At 70.1% G+C, this 25,100-nt stretch carries 22 protein-coding genes; 3 read left to right on the forward strand and 19 right to left on the reverse strand.

Annotation, left to right across the window (positions count from 1 at the left end):
• Nucleotides 1–53 precede the first annotated feature (53 nt).
• Entirely contained in the window at nucleotides 54–1,466 is a 1,413-nt protein-coding gene (locus R8F63_10930) for a DUF222 domain-containing protein (protein MDW3219112.1), read from the reverse strand.
• A gap of 132 nt (nucleotides 1,467–1,598) precedes the next feature.
• Here R8F63_10930 and R8F63_10935 point away from each other — a divergent pair, with 132 nt between their 5' ends.
• Entirely contained in the window at nucleotides 1,599–2,492 is an 894-nt protein-coding gene (locus R8F63_10935; protein ID MDW3219113.1) for an aminoglycoside phosphotransferase family protein, read from the forward strand.
• A 4-nt stretch (nucleotides 2,493–2,496) separates the two neighbouring features.
• Here R8F63_10935 and R8F63_10940 read toward each other — a convergent pair whose 3' ends face one another.
• The 10 genes from R8F63_10940 to R8F63_10985 form a co-directional block, all read right to left on the reverse strand.
• Nucleotides 2,497–5,091, reverse strand: a complete 2,595-nt coding sequence (locus R8F63_10940; GenBank protein ID MDW3219114.1) for a LuxR C-terminal-related transcriptional regulator — start codon at nucleotides 5,089–5,091, stop codon at nucleotides 2,497–2,499.
• A 43-nt stretch (nucleotides 5,092–5,134) separates the two neighbouring features.
• Nucleotides 5,135–5,761, reverse strand: coding sequence for a hypothetical protein (locus R8F63_10945; protein ID MDW3219115.1), 627 nt, complete (start codon nucleotides 5,759–5,761; stop codon nucleotides 5,135–5,137).
• Nucleotides 5,762–5,802: 41 nt separating this feature from the next.
• Nucleotides 5,803–8,484 (reverse strand): VWD domain-containing protein, encoded by a 2,682-nt coding sequence (locus R8F63_10950; protein MDW3219116.1) that lies wholly within the window; start codon nucleotides 8,482–8,484, stop codon nucleotides 5,803–5,805.
• A 98-nt stretch (nucleotides 8,485–8,582) separates the two neighbouring features.
• A complete protein-coding gene (locus R8F63_10955; protein ID MDW3219117.1) occupies nucleotides 8,583–10,244 on the reverse strand; it encodes a ribonuclease J in 1,662 nt (553 codons plus the stop codon).
• Between the two features lies 1 nt (nucleotide 10,245).
• Nucleotides 10,246–11,136: a 4-hydroxy-tetrahydrodipicolinate synthase gene (gene dapA, locus R8F63_10960; protein ID MDW3219118.1), complete on the reverse strand. Its 891-nt coding sequence runs from the start codon at nucleotides 11,134–11,136 to the stop codon at nucleotides 10,246–10,248.
• 34 nt (nucleotides 11,137–11,170) lie between these two features.
• On the reverse strand, nucleotides 11,171–11,731 hold the full coding sequence (locus R8F63_10965; GenBank protein ID MDW3219119.1) for a hypothetical protein: 561 nt from the start codon (nucleotides 11,729–11,731) through the stop codon (nucleotides 11,171–11,173).
• Nucleotides 11,728–12,456 (reverse strand): SURF1 family protein, encoded by a 729-nt coding sequence (locus tag R8F63_10970; GenBank protein ID MDW3219120.1) that lies wholly within the window; start codon nucleotides 12,454–12,456, stop codon nucleotides 11,728–11,730. Before R8F63_10970 ends, R8F63_10965 begins: the two co-directional genes overlap by 4 nt.
• A gap of 9 nt (nucleotides 12,457–12,465) precedes the next feature.
• Entirely contained in the window at nucleotides 12,466–13,194 is a 729-nt protein-coding gene (dapB, locus tag R8F63_10975; protein MDW3219121.1) for a 4-hydroxy-tetrahydrodipicolinate reductase, read from the reverse strand.
• Nucleotides 13,195–13,223: 29 nt separating this feature from the next.
• The gene (locus R8F63_10980) at nucleotides 13,224–14,663 is read right to left on the reverse strand and encodes a bifunctional 3-(3-hydroxy-phenyl)propionate/3-hydroxycinnamic acid hydroxylase (GenBank protein MDW3219122.1); all 1,440 of its coding nucleotides are present in this window, start codon (nucleotides 14,661–14,663) and stop codon (nucleotides 13,224–13,226) included.
• A 4-nt stretch (nucleotides 14,664–14,667) separates the two neighbouring features.
• Nucleotides 14,668–15,591 (reverse strand): VOC family protein, encoded by a 924-nt coding sequence (locus tag R8F63_10985; protein MDW3219123.1) that lies wholly within the window; start codon nucleotides 15,589–15,591, stop codon nucleotides 14,668–14,670.
• Nucleotides 15,592–15,627: 36 nt separating this feature from the next.
• Between R8F63_10985 and R8F63_10990 the strand changes: the two genes are divergently transcribed.
• Together R8F63_10990 and R8F63_10995 are read left to right on the forward strand one after the other, a co-directional pair.
• Complete coding sequence (locus R8F63_10990; protein MDW3219124.1) at nucleotides 15,628–16,503, forward strand: fumarylacetoacetate hydrolase family protein; 876 nt, start codon at nucleotides 15,628–15,630, stop codon at nucleotides 16,501–16,503.
• Nucleotides 16,504–16,510: 7 nt separating this feature from the next.
• On the forward strand, nucleotides 16,511–17,539 hold the full coding sequence (locus R8F63_10995) for a mandelate racemase/muconate lactonizing enzyme family protein (GenBank protein MDW3219125.1): 1,029 nt from the start codon (nucleotides 16,511–16,513) through the stop codon (nucleotides 17,537–17,539).
• A gap of 15 nt (nucleotides 17,540–17,554) precedes the next feature.
• Here R8F63_10995 and R8F63_11000 read toward each other — a convergent pair whose 3' ends face one another.
• From R8F63_11000 to R8F63_11035, 8 genes are all read right to left on the reverse strand, one after another.
• A complete protein-coding gene (locus R8F63_11000) occupies nucleotides 17,555–18,796 on the reverse strand; it encodes a pitrilysin family protein (GenBank protein MDW3219126.1) in 1,242 nt (413 codons plus the stop codon).
• The gene (locus tag R8F63_11005; GenBank protein ID MDW3219127.1) at nucleotides 18,793–19,470 is read right to left on the reverse strand and encodes a sulfotransferase family 2 domain-containing protein; all 678 of its coding nucleotides are present in this window, start codon (nucleotides 19,468–19,470) and stop codon (nucleotides 18,793–18,795) included. Before R8F63_11005 ends, R8F63_11000 begins: the two co-directional genes overlap by 4 nt.
• A 19-nt stretch (nucleotides 19,471–19,489) precedes the next feature.
• Complete coding sequence (locus tag R8F63_11010) at nucleotides 19,490–21,946, reverse strand: polyribonucleotide nucleotidyltransferase (protein ID MDW3219128.1); 2,457 nt, start codon at nucleotides 21,944–21,946, stop codon at nucleotides 19,490–19,492.
• Nucleotides 21,947–22,157: 211 nt separating this feature from the next.
• A complete protein-coding gene (gene rpsO, locus R8F63_11015; protein ID MDW3219129.1) occupies nucleotides 22,158–22,406 on the reverse strand; it encodes a 30S ribosomal protein S15 in 249 nt (82 codons plus the stop codon).
• Nucleotides 22,407–22,583: 177 nt separating this feature from the next.
• Nucleotides 22,584–23,072 carry a DUF4333 domain-containing protein gene (locus R8F63_11020; protein MDW3219130.1) on the reverse strand — a complete coding sequence of 163 codons (489 nt, stop codon included), beginning with the start codon at nucleotides 23,070–23,072 and terminating at the stop codon, nucleotides 22,584–22,586.
• Nucleotides 23,057–23,701 carry a lysoplasmalogenase family protein gene (locus R8F63_11025; protein MDW3219131.1) on the reverse strand — a complete coding sequence of 215 codons (645 nt, stop codon included), beginning with the start codon at nucleotides 23,699–23,701 and terminating at the stop codon, nucleotides 23,057–23,059. The genes R8F63_11020 and R8F63_11025 overlap by 16 nt, the downstream gene beginning before the upstream one ends.
• Before the next feature lie 2 nt (nucleotides 23,702–23,703).
• Nucleotides 23,704–24,906 (reverse strand): FAD-dependent oxidoreductase, encoded by a 1,203-nt coding sequence (locus R8F63_11030; GenBank protein MDW3219132.1) that lies wholly within the window; start codon nucleotides 24,904–24,906, stop codon nucleotides 23,704–23,706.
• Nucleotides 24,903–25,094 (reverse strand): ferredoxin, encoded by a 192-nt coding sequence (locus R8F63_11035; protein ID MDW3219133.1) that lies wholly within the window; start codon nucleotides 25,092–25,094, stop codon nucleotides 24,903–24,905. Before R8F63_11035 ends, R8F63_11030 begins: the two co-directional genes overlap by 4 nt.
• Nucleotides 25,095–25,100: the final 6 nt, after the last annotated feature.

The raw sequence follows: 25,100 nt of genomic DNA on the forward strand, positions 1-25,100 counted from the left end.
ACGGGTCTGGCGCACCCTCGCGCGGACCGCGCGATCAATCGCGCGTGAGGAGGTTATCCACAGCCCTGCGGGCCGGATTCGTGCTCGTTGCCCGGCGTCTCCGCGGAGACGTCGACGGCGCGCCGTCGCGCGATGTGCTGGGCGAGCACGCTCACCACGAAGTGGAAGTCGAGCCGGTCGTTCGCCTTCGATTCGATGGATCTCGGCGTGATGCGCAGCGGTTGCTGCGACGCGACGAGGGTGTCGGCGTCGCCGCGGAGCGGTTCGACCGTGGCCGGGACACCGTCGGGGTCCGACCACACCACCGCCCCATCGGCGATCGCCACCGCCCAACCGCCCTCGTGGACCAGCCGGTGATGGAAGCCGCACAGGCTCACGAGGTTGTCGAGGTCGGTCGGCCCGTCGTGGCTCCAATGGACGATGTGGTGGGCATGCAGCCACGAGGAGACGCCACAACCCGGGAACCGACACAGACCACCGTCGCGCCGATGCAGCGCCCGGCGGAGCTTGCGGTTGAGCACGGGGGTGTCGCGACCTTCGTCGTGGACGTGACCCTCGTGCTCGAGCATGACCGACGCCCGGATGTCACAGCACCAGCGCTTCGCCACCTCCGGCGCGATCCGTCGGCCGGACAGGGTGATCTCGCCGGCTTCGGCCTCCCCAGCATCGTCGGCGTTGTCGTCGGCGGCGGCGATCTCGGCCAGCCCGTCGGTGTCGATCACCAGCGCCAACCGGCCGACGTCACCACGAACGGCGGCAGCCGGGGTCGAGGCGACCGCCCGCTCGGCCACCTGGGTGAGCGCGTCGAATCGCATCGCCGCCATTCCGCCACGCTCGGCCATCACCTCCCGACGGGTGCGCCCCGACCCGGCCACCGCCTCGTCGACCATCTGCGAGACCACGACCTCCACCGCGGCCCAGATCACCTCGACCGCGTCGGCGGGGCCGATGATCTTCATCTCGTCCTGCCCGTCGGGCCGGCGGCCCCGGGTGACCATCCGGCGCTCGAAGGCCCGGCGGGCATCGGCGTTCTCGCCCCGGGCGATCGCCGCCCGTGCGGCGGACACGGACTTCTCGAGTTGGGCTCCCGTGGAGTGTCGGGCCATCTCCACCCACTCGTGTTCGTCGGCCGGTACGGCGACCCTCGTGACGGCGCGCACCTTGGTGAACGACAGCTCTCCCGCCGCGAACGACGCCGCGAGCACCGGGAGGGACTCCAGCGCACGCGCCGTACGCACCTTCTCGCGCGCGGCATGGAGCCCGTCGCCACACTTCCACGCCAACCATTGGGCCGCCGACGCGCAGCCCCAGGTACGCCACCCCTCGCGCCGGTCGTACTCGGCGATCCACATCAGCAGCCGGGCACTGGCCGCGGCGATGTGGCCGGAGAGCTCGGCGATCTCGGCTTCCAGCCGCTCGAGCGGCATGTCCGCCGGCGAGATTCCCGTCGTGTCGATCACGGTCATCGGATCCTCGTTTCTCGTTGTCGTTCCAACGAAAATACCGAGGGGGTGTGACACCCACGGATGGCGATCGGACGTCTCCGCGGAGACGTTCTTGCCGCTTCGGCTGCGCTCAGCCGTCGATAGGGTCCTCGGATGATCACCGTCCCCGAGATCGTGCAGGAGAAGGCTCGGGTGGAGGGCGTTGCCTGGTGGATCGACGCCGCGCCACGCGTGGTGGAGGATCTCGCCGCTGCGTGGCAGTTGGAGGTCGGACCGGTGCTCACCGGAGGAACCGAGTCGCTCGTCGCCGAGGTCGTCCTGTCCGACGGCCGGGACGCGGTGCTGAAGGTCCTCATCCCCCGCCAGGACTTCGCCTCCGCCGAGGCGCTCGCGCTGCAGCGGGCGGACGGGCGTGGCGCAGCTCGGCTCTTCGCGTACGACGAGGAGCACGGCGCCCTGCTCCTCGAGCGCCTGGGGCCACCGTTGGATCGTGCCGGATTGCCGGCCGCCGCGCGGCACGAAATCCTCGCCCGCGCCGCACAGGCGTTCTGGCGCCCGATCGAGCCGGGTCTGCTGCGCGACGGCACCGAGCAGGCGACGTGGCTGGCCGACTGCATCGAACGCATGTGGGTGGACCTCGGCCGTCCGTGTTCGCGCGCGGCGATCGACCACGCGTTGTCGTGTGCCGAGCGGCGGGCGGCCGCGCACGACGACGAGCGCGCCGTCCTCGTGCACGGCGACGTCCACCAGTGGAACACGCTGCGCCGAGGAGACGAGTGGGTCCTGATCGATCCCGACGGCCTCTTCATGGCGCCCGCGTACGACCTCGGGATCATCATGCGGGAGGACCCCGAGGAGCAGCTGAGCGGCGATCCCCGCGACCGCAGCCGTCGGCTCGCCGCGCTGACCGGTGTCGACGAGACCGCAGTGTGGGAGTGGGGCGTCGTCGAACGGGTCGCCACGGGACTCACCGCCCGCTCGATCGATCTCGAACCGGTGGCGACCACCATGCTCGCCGTCGCGGACCGACTGGCCGCCCGCCGCTGACAGCTCAGCCCAGGGCGGGCGCGAGGACCACGGCGAGTTCCTCGCGGCTGGCGACGTCGAGCCGTCGATAGACGGCTCGCAGGTGGTTGTCGACGGTACGCCGCGCGACCACGAGGCGATCGGCGATCTCCTGGCTCGAGAGCCCGCGCCCGGCGAGGCCGGCGATCTCGTGCTGCCGTTCGGTGAGCCCCCGCGGTGCGTCGGCGAGGGCGGGAGGCATGGTGCCGGAACAGCGCCGCCACCAGATCTCCGATCGGGCCGCCGATCTGGCCTGCGTCGTCTCGTCGCGGCCGTGGCGGGACGCCTGCGCCGCTGCCTCGGCGGCGAGGAGCGGGCACCCCAGGGCGGCTAGGTCGTGAGCTGCGGTGTCGAGACCGGCCGCGCTTGCGGCGACGAGCGACTCACCGTGCGCGGCGAACGCCCCCACCAGCGCCCCTCCGATCTCCGTCGCAGCCGCCGTCAGGTCGTCGATCACGAGCTCGGCCGCGCCCAGTCGCACCGCCTCGTGGAGTCCGACGACGCCCCACAACCGGTGACCGGCCTCCATCGCCAGGCGCGCCGCGGACGCGGCCTCGCCGGCACCCACCGTGCGCTCGCCGCGCCGCACCGCCTCCCAGGCGCGCCGGCGCCCGGCCGCGATCTCGCGAATTCTGGGGTCGGTGATCCCGACCGCGGACTCTGCAACCCGAGCGAGCGTGGTTGCCATGCCGGGCCGACCGGCCTGCCACGCGGCGGTGGCGCCGACCGCGGCGGAGAAGGGTCGCAAGCCGAACGGGTCCATGGCCCGGAAGCTGCGATCGGCATCGAAGGCCGCCGCCGCGGCGCCGTCGAGATCGCCGGTGAGCGGACCTGAGAACGCGACGCACAACCCCCACATACCGAGCGGCTCACCACGCGCCGTCGCGGCGGCGAGGGCTGTGGTGGCCGCGGCGTGGGCCTCGCCGACCCCACCCCGGCCCACGAGCGCGAGATGTTCGCACACCGCGATGCGGGCCTGGATCAGCGGCTCGGGATCGTGGTCTTCGACCGACGCGCGAAGCCGAGCGAGCACCGAGTCCAGCCCGCCGAGGTCGAGGTGCAGACACCGCAGCAAGGCGACGGCCAGTAGTTCCTCCGTCCGCGCGTCAGAGACCCGAGCATCGACGGGTCCGGAACCGGTGACGGTGTCGACCGGCTCGACGAAGGAGCGGACGAGCTCCTGCTCGCGCGACAGCCGCCGCGTCGCGCCGGGGTCCGAGACCGTGGTCGCCGCCGCGTCGAGATGCCGCAACGCCGCGTCCGGCGCCCGATTGAGCAACGTCTCGATCTGGGACCGCAGAACGGCGATGTCGGCGCGCTGCCCGTCATCGTCGGCGTGCGTCGCCGCGACATCGAGTTCGGCGAGCGCATCATCTGCGCGACGACCGCGACGGAGACACTCCGCGAGGACCAGACGCACGGACACGTCGTCGGGCTGCGCGGTCGACGCGGCATCGGCCAAGTGCTCAGCGAGGTCGAGGTCGGACTCGTCGAGGGCCAGACGGGCGAGTCCGGCGAGGTCCGCGGTGCCCAGCGGCACCGCGGACTCGATGGCCCACCGGGCGTGACGAAGCGCCCACGACGCGTCTGGCTCCGGGTGGACGCCGGCCAACCGCGCGAGGTGCCGGCGTCGCGCCGCGGGACCCAATCCGGCGGCCACGCACGCGGCGACCAGCGGCCGGGCGGGCAGAATCGCACCGGACTCACCAGTCCGGGCTGAATCCAGCAGTTCGGCCCGCTCGAGCTCCTCACGGGCGTCGTCGTCGAGCACCACGTCCGCGACGAGCGCCGGCAACGGCGCGCCGACCGCGACGAGCTCGTACGCGCGCCGAGCACCGTCGCCGAGCCCGGCGAGGTGCTGGTCGACGACGGCGCGGAGGCCGCTCGACACCGTGATCTCGCCGGTCCAATGCCAGACCTCGGCATCGGGGTCGACGCCCCCGGCGCGGTCGATGGCGTCGAGAAGGAGCTCCAGGTCACGGGGCCGACCACCCGTGTGATCCCAGAGCCGCTGGGCGCTCTCACGGGTCACCGGCCTGTCGCACACCGTGCCGACGAGCTGATCGTGCGCCTCCCGGCCGAGCGGCCCGATGTCGATGATGGTCGTGTCGGTCGTGGCGAAGGACCAACCCGTGGCCGCGGGCGCGGCTCGGGCATCGCGCCCGACGATCACGATCCGGGACCCCCGCCGGCTCCGGAGACGCTCCAGGAGCGCGACGGACGCGTCGTCGAGCCACTGCGCCTCGTCGACCACCATGAGGAGGTCCATGCCGTCGGCGGCATCGAGAAGATCCTGTTCGAGTGCAGCGATCACACCCAGTCGGTCGGCGGTGTCCAGTGCGCCGTCACGCGCGGCGAGCGGCGCCACGGCGCCGAACGGCACGGTGTGGAGCGCCCGCGACGCAACGCTCGTGCACACGTGCCAGCCCCGCCGACTTCCGTGCTCGACGACGCATTCGAGCAATCGGGACGTCCCCGCGCCCGGAGTGCCGACGAGCGCGACGGGGCGCCGGGACGGATCGTCGAGCGCCTCCCGGATGCGCCGGTCCTCGCTCTCTCGCCCGATCAGCGGCCATGCCATCGCCGGCAGCGTACCGACCATGATCCACCCGGTTCGAACGCTGTCATCCGGCACACTCCACGGCGAAGGCGAACGGCACGGGTGTCGGCATCTCCGTCCCTCCCGCCGCGGCGGTCGTGACGGCGAAGGTGTCGATCATCTGCCCGCTGCCGGTCGCCCGCCTGCCGTCGATCGAGAAGTCGTTGATCACGGCAGTGCTCGCGTCCACGTCGGCTGCGAGCCCGATGTCCGGTCCCGACTCGAAGATGCGCCAGTTCAGCTCGTCGCGCTCATCTCGAACCGTCATCGAGGGTGGCGCCCAGTCGACGGTCGTCGATGACTCCCAATCCTCGACCGGCAGGTCGATCGACATCTCCAGACCGGCCCCATCGGTAAACGTCGCGCTCAGCGCGCCCTGCAGCGCGACGCAGACGAGCTCCTGGGGAAACGTGAGCTCCTCGCCGACCGGGAAGATCGTCACGAGCGCGCCTGCGTCACCCGAGGGCGCCGAGGGACCGTCGTCGGCCCCGTCGTCGGTGCCGTCATCACCGCTGTCGTCGGTCTCGACGGGTTCCGGATCGTCGGCCGGATCCGCGGTTCGCCCATCATCGCCGTCATCACCACACGCGGCCAGGACGAGCATGAGACCGAGGAACAGGGCGAGGAGCCGACGGGTCGAGGGAATGGTCATGGGAAATCTCCGATCAATGGCGGGTGGATGGGTCGTCCGGGTCACGATGTGCAGTCGAGGTCGAGGGTGAAGGGGTCGAAGGTCGCTCCGTCGGGGAGCTCCGACCCGGGGGCCAGGCGGTCGAAGGACTCGTTCACGTACAGCTCGCCTCGCGCGGTGAACCGCTCACCCTCGATCGTCATGGTGTCGACGGCGTCGGCGAAGTGCGGAGCACGGGTCTCGACCCAGGCGTAGTTGCTGGTGACGCCTTCCTCGTTCGGGGTGGTGAGGATCAGGGTGAGTCGGGGCTCGGAGGCGAGGTACTGCACGGTGATCGAATACGGCGGCCCATCGGCCAGGTCGATGCGACCGTCGGCGAAGAGGTCGCCATCGGTGATCTGGCAGTTCCACGTCGCCTGGATACCGCGGGGACGCTGATTGGGCGGGTCGTGGCCGAACACGAGGATCTCGTCACCGATGGCGAGGATCGTGTCGCCCGGTGCCGGGGCCGGAACGGACGAATCACCCGCGGCGATCTCCCGCTCCGCCACCATGAGGAGGGCATCGAACGAATCGAGCGCCAGTGCGGGCTCGCCCGTCACCGCAACGTCGATGACGCAGGAGTCGAAGAGCGGCCCGTCGACGAAGACGCCGGCCGTGCGACAGGCCTGCTCGCCGAACACCCGGTCCTCCTCCGACAGCGACCCGACCACCACCTCATCCTCCGGGAACCCCTCGATCGTGAACGTCTCGTTCGACTCGCCGTCGTCGTAGTGGAAGAGCGATTCCGCGGCGGCGATGCGCCACGTCTCGATGAACTCGGGGTAGATCCGGTCGGTGAGCCGGCGCGGGTCGCCGTCGAACGGCGTGCCGTCGCGCCGGACGAGGTCTCCCTCGGGATCGCCGTCGCCGTCGCCGAACAACCCCACGGATCGACCACCGGCAGCCGGCTCGACCGTGATGACGAGGCTGAACAGGTTCTTGTCGACCCGGATCACCGTGCCGTCCGGGGTGATCGCCAACCATCGGTCACCGAACGAGACCAGCTCGCCCCCGCCCAAATCGAACGCGACGCCGCGCTCCAGCTCGACCGGCTCGCCATCGACCCACACGCCGCCGTCGAGGTGGAGCGAGACCTCGTGTCCGTCGACGGCCAAGCCCGCGGCGGTGGCGACCGACACGCCGATCGTCCCGTCGGCCCAGGGTTCGAGCCGCACCTGCACGATGGTGGAATCGTCGTCGTACAGGATGAACTCCCCGGCGGCGTTGTTGGTGTAGACCACCCCGTCGATGGTCGTGATGCGCACGTCGCCGTAGGCGATTCCCCCGGGCGACGGGGGCAGTTCGCCCGAGAATCCCGGCTCCTCGCATCCCGGGGGAGGCGGCGGCTCGTCGTCATCCTCCGGAGGATCGAAGTACGGGGTGAGGAGGGGCAATTCCGGCGCGCTGTCGTCCACCTCGCCCTCACCGATGATCTCGACGCCGAGCGGCGGATCTGCCTGCTCCCGCACACTCGGGAACGAGTCGATGATCGGGAACACCGGATCCGGCGACGAGGCGGCCTCGTTGAGCTCCCGGGCGACCGTGGCGAGGACCACGCAGCGGGCACGTGCCGCCAGGAGTCGGACCGTCGCGGTCATCTCCGCCTTCGAATCCATGGTGAAGATCTCGCCCAGATAGTGGACGGCGAACGATTCCTGGCCGTCCTCGACGTCGCCGGTGACGATGCCGGGAACGTCCGAGCCCGGAATCGTGAACGTCGTACGGAAACTCGCCGTGCCCGGCGACGACGCCGCCCGGTTCTTCACCAGCGAGTCCCAGACCTGATCCGTGTCCGGGCGTTCCAAGGCGAGGTCGAGCTGGACCAGAATGGCCGCCTTGACGTGACGATCGAGCAAGGTCGACCCCTCCCGTACCTCGACCGCCGTGTCGAGGAACGGTGCCGCCACACCATCGTCGCCCAGGAAGCGGACGAACCCCTGGTCCCACCGGTGGGCGAAGAGCTCGATCGGCGACAGCCCGACCTCGGCGTCGGGGGCGTCGGGAAGCGTCTGGGCGAAGAGGTACTCCATCGCGACCGAGTCACCGGGCTGGATCTGGTCGACGACGGTGATGTCGACGACCGACCGGTCCGTAGAGCCCACGTGGTTGAGACCGTCGGGCTCGGCGGTGATGACCTCGACCAGAAGCGGTTGTCCCTGGGCGTCGTCGGCGAGCGCAGCAAGGACGTCCTCCGCGCCCTCTCCCTCCGCATTCGCCACAAGCTCGTCGATCAGATCGGTGTTCTCGCCCGGCGTCGCCGAGAGAAGGGCGAAATCGGACGAGAGGCCGGGGATCTCGTCTCCGTCGGCGTCGAGCACCCGGCCGTCCAACCCCGCGACCGGCTGGAGGGTCATGCCGTCGGCGAGTTCGATCGCGTCGCCCACCGGAACGGCCGTATCGACCACCGAGGCGAGGAACGACTCCACCCCGTCGTCGCGTTCGACCCACATGCCGAGGTGGACCGCCACGTCCTGGACCTTCGGCGCGCCCCGCAGGGCGTCGGCCACCGTCATCGGGCGCGGCTCGTCCGGTGGGTCCGCCACCGTCGTGGTGGTCGTGGATGCGGTCGTTGTCGTCGTGGGTGCGAGCGTGGTCGTCGGAGGGTCGGGGGCTGTCGCGCCGCCGTCGTCGCCACTGCACGCCGCCGCCAGGAGGGCGACGCAGAGGAAGACCGACACCGCCGTCGACCGGGCTCGCTCCACGTCTCCCTCCCCCGCCGCTCGTGTGCGGTTCAACCTAGGGACGCGGTGCCGTGCCGTCAGTACTCAATCACCCGGGATTCGCTACTCAGTCCTCGCGCTCAGCCCTCGCGGACCATGGGCACGATCATCGGGCGGCGCCGGGTGCGGTCGCTCACCGTCTGACCTGCCGCGCGACGGGTGACCTGGTTGAGCTTCTCCAGGTCCTTCTCGCCCTTCTTCAGGGCCTTGTGCAGCTCCCGTTCGACTGCGTCCGCCACGGCGTCCTCGTGGGCGAGCAGGGCCGGCTTCTCGACCCAGCCGCGGGAGATGACGTCGGGCCCGGCGGTGATCTCCCGCCGTTCGATGTCGACGTGCACGACCACGGACACGAATCCGTCATCGCCCAGCACCCGGCGGTCGCCGAGCACGGCGTTGCCGATGTCGCCGACGGTGCCGTCGACGTAGACCCGGTCGGTCCCGATCGAACCGAGATGGGTGATGCCGTCGTCGGCGATCTCGATCTGGTCGCCGTCCTCGCAGAAGACGACACGGTCTTCGGGCATGCCCATGCGGTGGGCGAGGTCACGATGGGCGACGAGGTGGGCGTACTCCCCGTGGACCGGGACGAACCATTCGGGCACGGCCACCGAGTGGAGCGTGGCCAGCTCCTGCTGCTTGCCGTGGCCGCTCGTGTGGACGTCGACCTGACCACTGTGGAGCACCTTGGCCCCGAGGCGGGCGAGGCCGTTGCGCACGGCCGCAACCGCGGCTTCGTTGCCGGGAATCGGGTGCGAGCTGAAGACGACCGTGTCGTTGCCGTCCAGCTTCAGCCAGCGGCTCTCCCCGATCGACATCTGGGTCAGCGCGGCCCGAGGCTCGCCCTGTGAGCCGGTGCAGACCACACAGATCCGCTCCGGTTCGAGATCGTCGATGTCCTCGATGTCGCGGATCGACGCGTCGGGAATCCGCAGGATGCCCACGTCACGGGCGAGCTTCACGTTGCGGCGCATCGACAGGCCGAGGGTGACGAGCACCCGGCCCGTCTCGACCGCGGCATCGGCGATCTGCTGGATCCGATGGATGTGGCTGGCGAACGAGGCGATGATCACCCGTCGCCCCTCCTCGCCGCGGATGACGGCGTTCAGCGCGGCACCGACGTCCTTCTCCGAGCGCGACGCACCCGGCTGATCGGCGTTGGTCGAGTCGGCCAGCAGCAGCCGGATTCCCGGGTCGGAGCCGAGCGCGCCGATGCGCGAGAGATCGGTGCGGCGACCGTCGACCGGTGTGAGGTCGAGCTTGAAGTCGCTCGAGTGCAGGATGACGCCCTGCGCGGTGTGGAACGCGGTGATGTTGCCCGACGGGATCGAGTGGGTGACCGGGAGGAACTCGCAGTCGAAGGGACCCACCATGCCGCGGTCGCCGTCGTTGATCTTCTTCAGCGTTGTCTTGTCGAGCAGGCGCGCTTCCTTGAGCTTGTGCTGGACGAGCCCGAGGGTGAAGGCGGAGCCGTAGATCGGCGCCGAGAGGTGTTCCATCAGGTACGGCAGGGCGCCGATGTGATCCTCGTGGGCATGCGTGGCGATGATCGCCTCGACCCGATCCGCGTTGTCGATCAGGTAGGAGAGATCCGGCAGGACGGCGTCGACGCCGGGGAGATCGTCGCCCGCGAACATCTGGCCGCAGTCGAGCACGACGATCCGGCCCTCGGTCTCGATCGCGGCACAGTTGCGGCCGATCTGACCGAGGCCGCCGAGGAAGGTGATCTTGACCGGTGCGGCCACGTCAGCCCCTTCCGAGGTCGGCGAGGACCTGCTTGGCGTCGGCTTCGACGAAGTCCGGTTCGGGCCCCATCGGCATACGAGTGGGTCCGCCGGGCAGGCCGAGCACCCGCAGCATCGCCTTGCTCGGAATCGGGTTCGGGGCGAGGTCGCCCGTCTCGAACTCGTAGGACGGGATCAGCCGTCGGTTGATCGCGGCGGCGCCACGCACGTCGCCGGCGAAGAACGCGTTCATCATCTCGGTGGTCTCGTTGCCGACCCAGTGGGTCGCGACGCCGATGGTGCCGACCGCACCGATGGCGAGCAGAGCGAGCGTGAGCCCGTCGTCGCCGCTGTAGACCTCGGTGCCCTCCGGGGCCAGCGACAGCAGCCGCGCCGTCTCGCCCGGATTGCCGGCGGCGTCCTTCACGCCGATGATGTTGTCGACGTCCGCGAACAGGTCGACCATCGTCTCCGTCGCGATCTTGCGGCCCGTCCGTCCGGGGATGTCGTAGAGCAGGATCGGCAGGTCCGTGGACGCGGCGCAGGCCCGGAAGTGTTCGCTCAGCCCGGCCTGCGACGGCCGGTTGTAGTAGCCGGCGACGTGGAGCAGGCCGGCCGCGCCGACCTCCGTGGCCCGCTCGGTGTTGCTGATGGCCGAACGGGTGTCGTTGCTCCCGACCCCGGCCACGACCGGCACGTCGACCGCGTCCACGACGGCGGCGATCAGGGCGATGTGTTCGTCCTGCGTGAGCGTCGGTGCCTCACCGGTGGTGCCGGCGACGACGAGACCGTCGTTGCCGCCCTCGGTGGTCAGATGGGAGGCGAGCGCCCGAGCTCCGTCCAGATCGAGCGAGCCGTCCTCGTTGAAGGGTGTGACCATCGCCGTCAGTACCCGGCCGAAACGTGCGTTCATGTCGTCATCGTGCCACGTTCCGTCCCGATTCCCATCAGCGTTCGCCGGTGCGGTCCCGCCCGAGGGTGGCGAGCAGGTGCTCGTGGAGCTCGAACCAGATGGTGTGGACGGAGTCACGCGTCGGCGACGCGATCCAGTCGGGGTCCATTTCCGCGAGCCCGAGCGCCGTGTCGAACCGGGCGCGATAGGACCGGAACCGGGGCAGGGCCGTCGTGAGGACCTCGAGCACCGGCTCCAGATCGTCCACCATCTCCCGCAGTGCCTCGACGGGCACGTCCTCCGCCTGCACCGCGGCGAGGAAGGCCCGGTTGAGCGGGAGGAAGGCCTCGTAGGCCGTGGTCAGATCGGCCCGACCGACGACGTCGGTCTCCGCGCCGAGGTGGGCCGCCAGCTCCGCCTCACCGGCGCCCGTCAGCGAGCGCCGCTCCTCCTCGCCTCGGGTGCGGACCTGGTCGAGCGCCCCGGCCGCGGCGAGCCGCCGGTCGAAGGTCGCCGGGTCGCCGCCGAGCAGCGCGTCGGTGACCTGCACGAGTTCGCTCGGCGCACGGCTGCGCAGCCGGACGGCCAACAGCACGAGGATGTCGGGATGGGTCACCCGACCGCCTGGGGCTCGGCCCGGCGGCGGTGCAGGATCAGCGCGTAGGCCACGATCGTCGCCGCGGAGAAGAAGAACCACTGGAACGCGTAGGAGAGATGCGACCCCTCGTCGAGCCCGGGCGGCGGGACGGGGACGGGCAGGTCTCCGAGCGGTGGAGCCTGCTCGACGAGCTGGACCCAGACCGTGCCGAGGTCGTCGATCGCAAGGACCTCCTCGACGCGAGCGAGGTCGAGCCGCGTGATCTCGACAATGCCGATGTCGGTCGCCTCCCCGATCCGGCCACCGCCGACCGACGCGTTCACCCGGCCGAGGATCTCGATGTCTCCCTGCGGGGTCTCGATCGCCCGGCTGTCGTTTCCGGCGACCCATGACCGCGGCACCCAGCCCCGGCTGACCATGACCCGTCGTCCGTCCTCCAACCGCACTGCGGTGACGAGCCAGTAGCCGGCCTGGCTCTCGTGGGTCCGATTGGCGACGAGGACCGACAGGTCCGGCTCGTAGGTGCCCCGCACGAGGACGGGGCGGTGGTCGGCCGGTTCGGTGTCGAGGAGATCCTCGAGCGGCACGGGCTCGGCCTCGATCGCGGCCTGGACCTCCGCGTTCAGCGCCTTGCGCTCGTCCAGACGCCGCAGCTGCCAGAAGCCGAGGTTGACCATCAGGACGATCATCGCCAGCACGAAGACGTGCGACAGGATCCACTTCGGCGTGAGGAACTGCCGCACGGGTGCGGGTCAGAGACCGAGGTAGCTGTCGAGCCCGACGGTCAGGCCGGGATGGTCCGCGATGCGCTTGCAGGCGAGGACGACCCCGGGCATGAACGACGTGCGATCAAGGGTGTCGTGACGGATCGCGAGCGTCTGTCCCGTCGTGCCCAGCAGCACTTCCTGGTTCGCGACGACACCCTTCATGCGGACGGCGTGGACCCGGATGCCGGCCGGCCCCTCGCCGCCACGAGCGCCGTCGAAGACCTCGGTCTCGGTCGGGTCCGGCGCCCAGTCGGACTTGGCCGCGGCCATGCGCGCCGCGGTGTGGGTCGCGGTGCCGGACGGCGCATCGACCTTCTCGTTGTGGTGGTACTCGACGATCTCGGCGGTGTCGAAGAAGGGGGCCGCGAGCTCGGCGAAGCGGGTCATCAGCACGGCCCCGATGGCGAAGTTGGGCGCGAGGAGGCAGTTGCTCGAGGTGAACGCGGCGGCGAACGACTCGTGGTCCTCGTCGGTGAGTCCGGAGGTGCCGACGACCGCGTGGATGCCGTTGGCGGCGAGGAACGGCAGCGTCGTGCGGACGGCCTCGGCGACCGTGAAGTCGACGACCACGTCACACCCGGCGTCGACGAGCGTCTGGAGGTCGTCGTCCTCGTCCACCGTCGCCACGAGCTCGAGCGAATCGTCGTCCTCGACCGCGCGGCAGACTTCCTGACCCATGCGCCCGGCGGCGCCGACGACTCCGACTCGTGTCATGCCCCGAGACTACGCGGCCGTGTGCGCCTTCAGACGGAGAGTGCGATCGCTGCGACCAGGTCGGCCGTGACGCCGTCGAGCTCGGCCTGCGAATCGGCGACGGCGGCGACATAGCGGTCCGGACGCACGATCGAGCAGGCATGCCCCCCGATCTCCGCGGCCTCGACCGGCACGACGACACCGTGCGGGAGCCAGACCGACGGGACGGTGAGGGAGGAGTCCGCGACCAGCACCGCGAATCCCGAGCCGAGTCGATCGTCCGAGTAGGTGCCGTCGTCGCGGCGGATCTGGGTGCACTGCGCGCCGACGAACGTGCCCTCACCGACGAAGAGCGGGCCAGCGAGGCCCGGGAACTCTCGTCCGCCGCCGTAGCCCGCGGACTCGTCGATCTCACCGCCCTTGCCGGACAGCGCGTCGATCAGGCGCCCGGCGTCCACCGCGTACTGCACGACCGTGGCCGCGTGGGGCCGCCGCTCCCCGTCGTAGCTGTCGAGCAGCCGGTCGTCCGCCTCACCGCGGGCGACCATGCCGAGCTTCCACGCCAGGTTGAAGACGTCCCGCAGGCCGGAGTTGAGCCCCTGGCCGAGAAAGGGCGGCATCTGGTGGGCGGCGTCGCCGGCGAGGAACACATTCCCCGCCCGCATGCGATCGGCGACGACCGCGTGGAACCGGTACGCGACGGCCCGGATGAGCTCGCCGTCGTCGGGCGTCATCCACGGGGCGAGCAACTCCCACACCTTCGCCGGCGATTCGAGCTCCTCGCGGGTCTCGCCCGGCAGGGCCTGGAACTCCCAGCGGCGATGATTCCGGTCGCCGGGGACGAAGGTCCCCGGCCGCGCCGGGTCACAGATCTGCGTCGCATTTCGCGGCAGCCCGTCCGCGGCGCCGTGCCACTCGATGTCGATGACGATCCACTCCTGATCGAACCCCTGGTCGATCGGCTGGATGCCGAGCCGCTTGCGGGTGGCGCTCGACGCGCCGTCGCAAGCGACCACCCAGCGCGCCTCGATCGCCTCGCCGGCGGCCAACTCGACGGACACCGACTCCGCCCCCTCGACGACGTCCGTCACCTCGACCGAGAGCCGCAGGTCGGCCCCCCGCTCGACCGCCGTCCGTCGCAGCAGTGCGTCGAGGTTGGGCTGGTAGTACATCGCCATCGGCGGATGGCCGAGGCGACCGACGGTGCCGTCGGGCAGGTCGAAGCCGACGATGCGGTTGCCCTCGACGTCCACGAACTCGGCGCCGGGGAGCGGCGTCGTGATCTCGTCGATCTCGTCCCCCAGGCCGTGGTTCCGGAACGCCCGGAAGAGCTCCTCGTCCAACCCGATCGCCCGGGGCAGGTGGTAGATGTCTGGCTCCTTCTCGAGCACGGTCACCGACAGGCCCTGCGCCCGCAACGCGATCGCCAGCGCGGCGCCGACGGGCCCGCACCCGATCACGGCGACATCGCAGGTGGGCCCGTTCGCCATCGCCCTAGCCCTCGGCCATGGCCGCGAACACCTCGTCGATGTCGGGCGGGGCGAGGAACGACTCGGGGACGGGCGGTCCCCAGCTGGCGAGACCCTCGGGTCCGCTCCAGTCCTTGGGGCGGTACGCGTCCTGGCTGGAGATCCGGTCGATGTCCGACGAGTACTCGGCGAAGTTGCCGGACGGGTCCCGGAGGTACCAGAAGTAGTTGGAGCCGATCGCGTGGCGGCCGAGGCCCCAGACATGGCTGTCCGCGTCGAGTTCCAGCATGTGCGCCGCGCCGCGACCGACCTCGTCCACGTCGTCGCACTCGAAACTGACATGGTGCAGGAACGGGGCCGGGGCCTTCTGCACCGCCATGTTGTGGTGCACGTCGCTGCAGCGCATGAACCCCCCGAAGTCCCCGAGGGCGTCGCTCAGCTCGAACCCGAGGACCTCGGTGTGGAAGCGAATCGATTCGGCGGGATCGGTCGTCCCCCGCACGAGATGCGTCAGGTTCGAGGGCCGCACCGCGCTCCCCCGCAACACCGCGTCCGCCGGCACGTCGCGCCGTTCGACCGCGCTCGGACGGTTGACCGTCGAGGGGCCGATCGGTGCCGCGTCGTAGCGTGGCGCGACGGAGACCTCGTAGGGGATCGCGTCGATCGGGTCGCGGAAGCGGAGGGTCTCATCGTGCGCGACCTCGATGCCCATGTCCGCCGACTCCAGGGCGGCGGCGAGTCGGGCCAGGTCGTCCGGGTCGTCGACCCCGAGGCCGATCTGGCGGATGCCGCGGTAGGGCGCCTCGACGACGCGGAGCTGGACGCCCCCGTCGCGGGTCGCCAGCTCGCCGGGGGTCTCCTCGGTCAGCCCGAAGGCGCGGTACCACGCCCGGGTCTCGTCCAGCCGGGTGACACCGACGTCCAGTGTCGTGATCCGATGCAGTGCCATGTGACCGACTATTATCAAGTGATATGGTTTCGTCAAGTGCCTGACCAGGGAGAGAGCATGGGATTCCGCTTCGCCAACGTCGACAACCGCGCCGTTCTCGTCACCGGCGACCACTACCACGACGTCGAGTCGCTCTCGGACGGCGCCATCCCGAGCGACCCGATCCAGGCGATCGGCGCGGCCGACCGGCTCCACGAGCTCGCCGCGAAGCTCGATGCGAACACACCGACGGGGGCCCTCGCCGATGTCACGCTCGGCGCGCCGATCCCTCGTCCCTGCAACTCCATCGCGATCGGCCTGAACTACAAGGACCACGCCGCGGAGGCGGACATGGAGCTGCCGGAGAACCCGATGGTGTTCACCAAGTTCCCGTCGTGCATCGTCGGCCCGACGGCCACCGTCGAGATGCGGGGCGACATGGTCGACTACGAAGGCGAGCTGGTCGTCGTCATCGGCAAGCAGGGCAAGGACATCGCGGAGGCCGACGCCTACGACCACATCGCCGGCTTCACGATCGGCCAGGACATCTCCGACCGCCCCGCCCAGTTCATGGCGAAGCCCGCCCACTTCGCCCTGGGGAAGTCGTTCGACACCTACGGGCCACTCGGTCCGTGGGTCGTCTCCTGCGACGAGTTCGCCGACCCGAACGATCTCGGACTGACCACCGTCATCGACGGGGAAGAACGCCAGAACGCGCGGACATCGAGTCTGATCTTCGACGTGCCGTTCCTCGTCTCCTTCCTGTCTCACATCATGACGCTCCAGGTCGGCGACCTCATCTGGACCGGCACGCCCGAGGGCATCGGCTTCACCTCGGGCAACCTGCTCACCGACGGCCAGGTGATCACCACCGAGATCGAAGGAATCGGCGCACTGGTGAACCCGTGTGTCCGAGTCGGCGACTGGCGCTGACCCTCCCGTGACCCCGGGACCACACCACACCGTCGACACCGCGCTCGTCGCCCTCCCGCTCGCCCAGCCGATCGAGACGCCCCACCATCGCATCGAGTCCCTCGCGTGTGTGCTGGTGACGACGCGCACCGAGGACGGCACCGAGGGAACCGGCTTCTGCTATTCGATCGACCGGGATCACGCGGCGACGTTGCGGGACCGGGTGACGGCGCTCGCCGCCGGTGCCACCCCGACCGGCGAACGGGACGACGTGCTCGCCGCGGCGGCGCTGGACGTCGCCGCGTGGGACGCCCACGCGCGCTCGGCGGGCGAACCGCTGGCCGCCCTCTGGGGCCGGACCCGCACCCACGTCGACTGCTACGCGTCCGCCGGGTTCTGGCTCACCGCCTCGATCGGCGAGCTCGCGGCCGAGGCGCGACGGTGTCGCTCAGCGGGGATCCGCACGGTGAAGGTGCGGGTCGGCCACGACCTCGAAACCGATCTCGCCCGGGTGGCCGCCGTCGCCGACGCGCTCGGGCCGGGCGGCACCGTCCTCGTCGACGCGGCACAGGCGTTCGGGCCGGACGACGCGATCCGGCGGGGCCACGCCCTCGCCGAACTCGGCGTGACCTGGTTCGAGGAACCCGTCGCCTTCGACGATCACGCCGGCATGGCCGCCGTGCGCGACGCGGTGACCATCGACGTCGTCGCCGGCGAGAGCGAGATCGGGGCGCGGGCGTTGGTCGACCTGCTGGACGCGGGGGCCGTCGACATCGTCATGCCGGACCTCCAGACGGTCGGCGGCTTCACGCCCTTCCGGCAGGTCGCGGCCGACGCCGAGGGCCGCAGCGTCCCCGTGTCCTCGCACTTCTTCACCGAGTACACGCTGTCGTTGGCGGCAGCCACACCAGCGGTGGGCGCCATCGAGTGGATCGACTGGTTCGCACCCTTGTTCGCCGAGACGCTGACGTTCGACGACGGCCGGCTCGTCGTGCCGGAACGGCCCGGCCACGGGTTCACGTTCTCGACCGAGACCATCGGGCGCTACGGCATCTGAGCGCCGCGCGGGGTCTCAGCGCGGCTCGACGATCGAGCGGACCTGCGGGCCGCGGACGACCTTCGTGAGCACCCGCTGGACGTCGTCCGCGCTGACCGCTCGGACCTTCTCGAGGTACTCGGGGACGAGCACGACCCGGTCGCGCACGAGCAGGTTGGTGGCGATCTGGGTCATCCGCGAGCCGGCGTCCTCCATGGCGAGCACCGTGCCGCCCTCGAATCCGCCGCTCGCGACCTCCATCTCGCGCTCGCTCGGCCCGTTCTCGACCAGATCGGCGAGTTCACGTTCGACGACATCGGCGAGCTCCGGCACTCGGGCGGGGTGGGTGCCGGCGTAGATCGAGAACGTGCCGCTGTCGACATAGCTGCCCATCGAGGAGAAGACCGAGTACGAGATGCCCCGCTTCTCCCGGACCTCCTGGAAGAGCCGGCTGGACCAGCCACCCCCGATCAGCTGGTTCGCGACGGCCAGCGCGAAGCGGTCGTCGTCGAACTGGTCGACCGCCCGCCAGCCGAGGGTGACGTGGGACTGCTCGATGTCGCGGCGCACGATGGTCTCGGGAACGACCGGCTGGGTCGGCGCGATGCGCACGGGAGCCTCACCGTCGGCGAGGCCCCCGAGGCGGGCGTCCACCCGGGCGCAGATCTCGTCGTGATCGACGTCGCCGACCACGGCGACGACGAGATTCGCCCGCCGGTACCAGCGCTCGTGGAACGATCGGATGTCGTCCGCCGTGATCGCGGCCACGGACTCGGCGGACCCGAGGACCTCCCAGCCGAGGGAATGGTCCGGGAACAGCCCGAGCGCGAGATTCTGGTGCACGACGTCGTCGGGCGTGTCGGCGCTCCAGGCCAGCTCCTCGAGGATCACCTGGCGTTCCGCGTCGACGTCCGCCGCGGTGAAACCGGGATCGGCGACGACGTCGAGCAGCGTGTCGAGCCCGAAATCGAGATCCTTCGCCGGGGTGCGGGCGTGGAAGGCCGTGTACTCCTTCGACGTGAAGGCGTTGAGGTCGCCGCCGACCGCATCGATCCCCTCCGCGATGTCGCGCGCCGAACGGGAGGTGCTCCCCTTGAAGAGGAGGTGCTCGAGGAAGTGGGACGCACCGGCGATCTCGGGCGTCTCGTCGCGGTTGCCCACGCCGACCCACACGCCGACCGCGACGGACCGGGCCGTGGGGTCGTGCTGGGTCGCGAGACGAAGCCCGCCGGGCAGGCGGGAGACCCGGGTCTCCCGTTCGATGTCCGGCGTCGTCATCGGGCGAACTCGTAGGCGAAGAGGTCGATGTCTCGACGGTAGACCTCGGCGACCATGTCTCTCGTTTCGGGCGTGTAGTAGTCCGGATAGTCGACGGTTCGCTCCGTCTGATTGAGGTGATCGAGCGAGAGCGCCCGGCCGAGCGCGGCCTCCACGACCTGCAGGTCCTCCGCGAGCCGTTCGACCCGGCCGACATGGTCGACCAGCGGCTCACCGCGGCGATCGCACAGGAACGTCCACTGGGGACGGAACACGACGTCGACCTCGCCCATGGGGGCGGTCACGAGCCACTCCGCCACGAAACGCTCGAACGTCGCGAACGACTCGGAGCGGTAGACGGGATCGGGGATGGGACGCACCCACTCCGTGCCGCCGGAGCGGGCGAACTCGTAGGCGGACACCACCCGATCCCAGGGATTGCGCACGAAACCGAACCGGAAGTAGCGCCGGAAGTGCCGGGCCGAGATCCGGTGGTACTCGAGGGCTGTGCGATGGCCGACGTTGCCGCCGTACAGCGCATGGCTGATGCTCGTTCCCGCCGCCTTCGGCACGTGGATCTGGATCGATCCCGTCTCCCGGAAGCACGGAAGGAAGACATCCGTGCCGCCCCGGGCGAGATGGATGCGTTGACGCCAGAGCTCCGGGACCAGCCGGTCGTAGGACCGACGGATCACCGGAGCTCCCCGTCGTGGGTCAGCGTCGACCGCGACCGCCGCGGCCACGGCCACGGCCGCCGCCACCACCGCCGCCACCGCGACGCGGGGCCTCGGGGCCGAGATCGCCGAACTCCTCGCTGAGCTCGGCGTCGAAGGCGTCCTCGAAGGACACCGTCTCGGCGTCGCGCTCGTCGGACGCCGGCGAGTCGTCGCCGTTGTCGTCGCGCTCGCGGCGGGGACCACGGTCACGGTCGTTGCGGTCACCACGGTCGTTGCGCTCACCGCGATCACGGTCACGACCGCCACCCGACTTCTTGTCGGAGTCGGGCGCGCCCTCGGGCTTGAGGCTGATCTTGCCGTTGGGATCGACGTCCTCGACGGTGACGGCCACTTCCTGGCCGAGCTCCAGCACGTCCTCGACGCGATCGATGCGCTTGTCGCCACCGATCTTCGAGATGTGGAGCAGTCCGTCGCGGCCCGGGAGGATGTTCACGAACGCACCGAACTTGGTGATGTTCACGACCCGACCCTGATAGGTGGCGCCCACCTCGGCGGTCGGCGGATCGAGGATCAGCTCGATCTGACGCTGCGCCTCGGCGACCTTGGCGTTGTCCACCGAGGCGATCGCGACCACACCAACCATGCCGTCGTCGTCGACGGAGATGTCGGCGCCGGTCTCGGCCTGGATGGTGTTGATGACCTTGCCCTTCGGGCCGATGACCTCGCCGATCTTGTCGATCGGGATCTCGAAGCTGACGATCTTCGGCGCGGTGTCTCGCACCTCGGGACGGGGCTCGGCGATTGCCTCGGCCATCACGTCGAGGATGTCGAGACGGGCTTCCTTGGCCTGGGCCAGCGCATCGGCCAGCACGGTGGCCGGGATGCCGGAGATCTTCGTGTCGAGCTGGAGCGCCGTGATGAAGTCGGTGGTGCCGGCGACCTTGAAGTCCATGTCACCGAACGCGTCCTCCGCACCGAGGATGTCGGTGAGGGTGACGTATTCGCCTTCGGCATGGACGAGGCCCATGGCGATACCGGCGACGGGGGCCTTGATCGGCACACCGGCGTCCATCAGCGACAGGGTCGAGCCACAGACCGAACCCATCGAGGACGAACCGTTGGAGGCCATGACCTCGGAGACGGTGCGGACCGTGTAGGGCCACTCCTCGAAGCTCGGGACCACCGGGAACACCGCACGCTCGGCGAGCGCACCGTGGCCGATCTCACGACGCTTGGGACCGCGCATGAAGCCGGTCTCACCCGTGGAGAAGGGCGGGAAGTTGTAGTGGTGGAAGTAGCGCTTCTTGTCGGTCGGCGAGAGGTCGTCGATCATCATGTCGCTGCGGCCCATGCCGAGCGTCGTGAAGTTGAGGACCTGGGTCTCGCCGCGCTGGAAGAGGCCGGAGCCGTGCGCCGTCGGGATGACGCCGACTTCGCTGGTGACGTGGCGCAGCTCGTTGGTCTTGCGACCGTCGATGCGGATGCCTTCCTCGACGATGCGCTTGCGCACGACCGCCTTGGTGACCGAGCGGATCGCGTTCTTGATCTGCTGCACGGCGTCGTCGTTATCGGCGAACTGGCCTTCGAGCTCCGCGATGAGCGCGTCCTTGAGCTCACCCTCGGCGTTCTGACGGGCCGTCTTGTCGGCGATCTTCTGGGTCTCGGCGATGCGATCGGTGCCGGCCGACTGCACGGCGGCGAGGATCTCGTCGGTGTAGTCGGTGACCGTCGGCGGATCCATCTTGGCGATGGGCCCCGCGGCGTCGATCGCCTTCTGCTGAAGCTCGATCATCTCGCGGATCCACACCTTGCAGGCCTCGAGGCCACCGGCGAGGACGTCCTCGTCGACCTTCGGCGTGCCGGACTCGTAGAGGTTCCACGAGTTCCCGGTGCCGCCGGCCTCGACCATCATCACGGCGACGTCGTCGTCGGCGAGACGGCCGGCGACGACCATCTCGAAGGCCGACTCCTCGGACTCCTCGTAGGTCGGGAAGGGGACCCACTCACCGTCGGGCGACCAGCTCATCCGCACGGCACCGAGGGGGCCGTCGAACGGGATCGGCGACAGGCACAGGGCGAGCGACGCGGCGTTGAGGGCCAGGACGTCGTAGGGGTTCTCCTGGTCGGCGCCGAGCACGGTGCCGACGACGTGGACCTCGTTGCGGTACCCGTCGGGGAACGCGGGGCGCAGCGGACGGTCGATCAGGCGGCAGGTGAGGATCGCCTGCTCGCCGGCACGGGCCTCGCGCCGGAAGAACGAGCCGGGGATCTTGCCCGCGGCGTACATGCGCTCCTCGATGTCGACGGTCAGCGGGAAGAAGTCGGCGCCGGGACGGGCCGACTTCGCGCCGGTTGCAGTGACGAGGACGACGGTGTCGCCGATGCTCGCCGTGACGGAGCCACCGGCGAGAGGGGCGAACTTGCCGATCTCGAAGGTGGCGTCTTTGCCCTCACCGCGCGTGAATGCGCCGGTGAAGGAAGTGGTTTCAGTCATGTGGTGTATTCCTTGGAATTCGGACACATGACTGCCAGTTCCCAGTCGAGTACCTCGGAACCGGTGGGGCTCCGAAACACTCGACTAACACCAACTGCCATGTGTTCGGTTGTTCGCAGGACGTTCCTGCTACTGGGTTTCGTCGGGTTCGCCGGGATCCGTCCCGGTAAACCGAAAGGAGCGGCCCCGAAAGGACCGCTCCCACATCTTGTCAGCGACGCAGCCCGAGATGGGCGATCACTGCTCGGTACCGCTCGACGTCGTTGTCCTTGACATAGTCGAGGAGTCGACGGCGCTTGCCCACCAGCATCTGGAGGCCTCGCCGGCTGTGATGGTCCTTCTTGTGGACCTTCACGTGTTCGGTGAGGTGGTCGATGCGAGCCGAGAGCAACGCGATCTGGATCTCGGGAGATCCCGTGTCGTTCTCGTCGAGTTCGAAGGCCTTGGCCATCGTGGCCATGGTCTCGGACTTCGGAGGCAGGTTCACTGCGGCCATAGTTCGTGTTCTTTCCTGTGGGTCTCGTACCCGGCCACAAGCCCCGCGGTGCGCAGGCCGTCGCCGCCGACTCGTCTGAATCGGACTCCCCCCACGCTACCCGCAACATCGCAGGTCCGACACCTGCAGCTTCGTGCTTCGTCAGGGCGCGATCTCGACGCTCCAGTTCCCGTCCCCGTCGAGGAGCCGCACGGTGAAGTCGATCGGTGACCCGTCGTTGCTGGCGGTACAGGGGATCTCCGTTCCCGTGCGGGCGAGGACCACCGAGCGGGTGCACGTCACCGTCGGCGGACTGATGCCGAGGTCGTCGGCCAGTCGACCGGCCAGCTGCGCCTCGGCGTCGGCGACGCGGAAGAGCGTCTGACGCACCACGGCGGCGACGAATCCGACCTCGTCCACCACCACGTCCGCCGTGATCGGCTCGCCGTCGAGCGTGGCGGTGCACGCGACCGACTGGGCGATGAACTCGGCGAGGAGATCCGGACACGACACGTCGGCCACCAACGCCGGGTCGTCGGGCCAGACGAGCGCGGGCACCACCTCGTGCACGCTCTCGACGTCCAGGGTCGGCGGTCCGGCCTCCGCACAGGCGGCGAGCAGGAGGACCAGCGAGATCAGGCGGCGAGCCACAGCACCAGGCCCGCCTGGCCGAGGTGGTACGTGACGTGCACCAGCACTCGTCCACCCGGAGCGGGGCCGACGAAGCGGCCCCACCCGAGCAGTGCGTCGGAGACCACGAAGAGCATGCCGCCGACGCCGGTGACGGCGACCGCGGTACCCGCCGCGACGACACCCATCGCGCTCACGACGAGGACATACGCCGCGACGGCGACGACGATCGCCCGGCCGTGTGGCCGCGCGCCGGCGAGCAACTGCGGAACCACCCCGAAGCCCAAGGCGACGATGAGCAGGCCCGCGGCCAGGGCCGGCCCGACCGTGAAGTCCGACGCGAGCGCGGCGATGTAGAAGAGGTGGGCGATCAGGAACGACGCCAGCCCCGCCTCGAAACGGGCGTCCGGCGTCATCAGCACGACGTCGCCCGCCAGCGACGCGCCGAGGGCGGCGATGATGATTCCCCGCTGGACGTTGGAGGCCCCGCCCGGTTCGATCTCGATCGCGAGCGCGACGCCGATCAGGCAGATGATCACCGCCGGCTTCGCGAGGAACTCGACGCCGAGCTTGTCCGTCGCCACGGACCACCAGTCGACGGTCGCGGCGAGGCCGGCCACCACGAGCAACACCACCGCCGTGGTCGTCATCGTCAGAGATCGGCCGCGAGGGCCTCGTCGTAGGACACGCCCTGCTCGATGAGCGTCTTGTACTGCATGACGTGACGGGGGCGGTTGAAGCCGAGGACGCCGACGAGCCGCCCGGCGCGGCCGTAGAGGGCGGCGAAGCGCCGTTCCTCGACGGAACCGGTGACGATCTGCATGTCGTCGTCGGGGCGGATCCGCCCGGCGAGCTGGATCTTGCGGTCGTACTGGTCCGACCAAAACCACGGGACGGGCGTGAACGGCTCGGCCTCCTCGTCGGATTGCAGGAGGCGGCGAGCGGCATGGCCGCCCTGTTCGACGGCGTTGTCCCAGTGTTCGACCCGCATCACCTCGTCGAATCGCTGGTTCGGCCACCGGGCGACATCACCCGCCGCGGTCACGCCGGGAGCGGCGAGGCAGGTGGCGTCACACACGACGCCGTTGTCGATCTCGAGGCCGGAGCCCTCCAGCCACTCGGTGTTGGGGATCACACCGATCCCCACGACGACGACATCAGCGTCGATCACCGAACCGTCGGACAGGCGTACCCGCTCGACCCGGCCGTCGCCCTCGATCGCCTCGACGCCGACGCCGAGCCGCAGGTCGACCCCGTGATCCCGGTGGACGTCGGCGCACACGGCACCCATCTCGTCGCCGAGCACACGGCCGAGCGGCTGCGGCAGCGCCTCGACGAGGGTGACGTCGAGCCCCCGGCCCCGCGCCGTGGCGGCGACTTCGGCCCCGATGAAGCCGGCCCCCACGACGACAACTCGGCTCGGACCGGCGTCGAAGGCGCTCCGGATCGCCGACGAGTCGTCCAGGTCGCGCAGGACGAACACGCCCTCGAGCCCTTCGGTGCCGGGAAGGGTGCGACACCGTGCGCCGGTGGCGATCAACAACCCGTCGACCTCCACCTCCTCGCCGCCATCGAGCGTGAGCCGGCGGTCGGCGAGATCGAACGCGGTGGCCCGGGTGCCGAGCCGGAAGGTGAGGTCGTGATCGGCGAGCTTCTCCGGCTTGGTGAGCGCCAGCCGTTCCTCGTCCCACTCGCCCGCGAGGAACTGCTTCGAGAGCGGCGGACGGTCGTAGGGCGCGTGCGGCTCGTCACCGATCAGGACGATCGGCCCGTCGAAGTCGTGCCGGCGCAGCGACTCGGCGGCCCGCAGGCCGGCGAGCGACGCGCCGACGATCGTGATGTGACGCCGGGTCACTCCGCGATGGAGATGGCCTGCTTGGGGCAACGCTGCACGCACTCCTCGACGTCCGCACGGCGGTCCTCACCGGGCTCCTCGTTGAGCACGTAGAGGAAGTCGTCGTCGCGGACCTCGAACAGATCGGGCGCGATCTGCATGCAGATTGCGTTGCTCTCGCAGAGATCGAAGTCGACCACGATCTTCATGTGCGT

This window comes from Acidimicrobiales bacterium, from assembly GCA_033344915.1.
Classification (GTDB): domain Bacteria; phylum Actinomycetota; class Acidimicrobiia; order Acidimicrobiales; family Aldehydirespiratoraceae; genus JAJRXC01.

Excerpts from the sequence above, each read along its gene's own strand:
- R8F63_10930 (MDW3219112.1), bottom strand. The coding sequence starts at position 1,466 with ATGACCGTGATCGACACGACGGGAATCTCGCCGGCGGACATGCCGCTC.
- R8F63_10935 (MDW3219113.1), top strand. The coding sequence starts at position 1,599 with ATGATCACCGTCCCCGAGATCGTGCAGGAGAAGGCTCGGGTGGAGGGC.
- R8F63_10940 (MDW3219114.1), bottom strand. The coding sequence starts at position 5,091 with ATGGCATGGCCGCTGATCGGGCGAGAGAGCGAGGACCGGCGCATCCGG.
- R8F63_10945 (MDW3219115.1), bottom strand. The coding sequence starts at position 5,761 with ATGACCATTCCCTCGACCCGTCGGCTCCTCGCCCTGTTCCTCGGTCTC.
- dapA (MDW3219118.1), bottom strand. The coding sequence starts at position 11,136 with ATGAACGCACGTTTCGGCCGGGTACTGACGGCGATGGTCACACCCTTC.
- dapB (MDW3219121.1), bottom strand. The coding sequence starts at position 13,194 with ATGACACGAGTCGGAGTCGTCGGCGCCGCCGGGCGCATGGGTCAGGAA.
- R8F63_10980 (MDW3219122.1), bottom strand. The coding sequence starts at position 14,663 with ATGGCGAACGGGCCCACCTGCGATGTCGCCGTGATCGGGTGCGGGCCC.
- R8F63_10985 (MDW3219123.1), bottom strand. The coding sequence starts at position 15,591 with ATGGCACTGCATCGGATCACGACACTGGACGTCGGTGTCACCCGGCTG.
- R8F63_11000 (MDW3219126.1), bottom strand. The coding sequence starts at position 18,796 with ATGACGACGCCGGACATCGAACGGGAGACCCGGGTCTCCCGCCTGCCC.
- R8F63_11010 (MDW3219128.1), bottom strand. The coding sequence starts at position 21,946 with ATGACTGAAACCACTTCCTTCACCGGCGCATTCACGCGCGGTGAGGGC.
- rpsO (MDW3219129.1), bottom strand. The coding sequence starts at position 22,406 with ATGGCCACGATGGCCAAGGCCTTCGAACTCGACGAGAACGACACGGGA.
- R8F63_11025 (MDW3219131.1), bottom strand. The coding sequence starts at position 23,701 with ATGACGACCACGGCGGTGGTGTTGCTCGTGGTGGCCGGCCTCGCCGCG.
- R8F63_11035 (MDW3219133.1), bottom strand. The coding sequence starts at position 25,094 with ATGAAGATCGTGGTCGACTTCGATCTCTGCGAGAGCAACGCAATCTGC.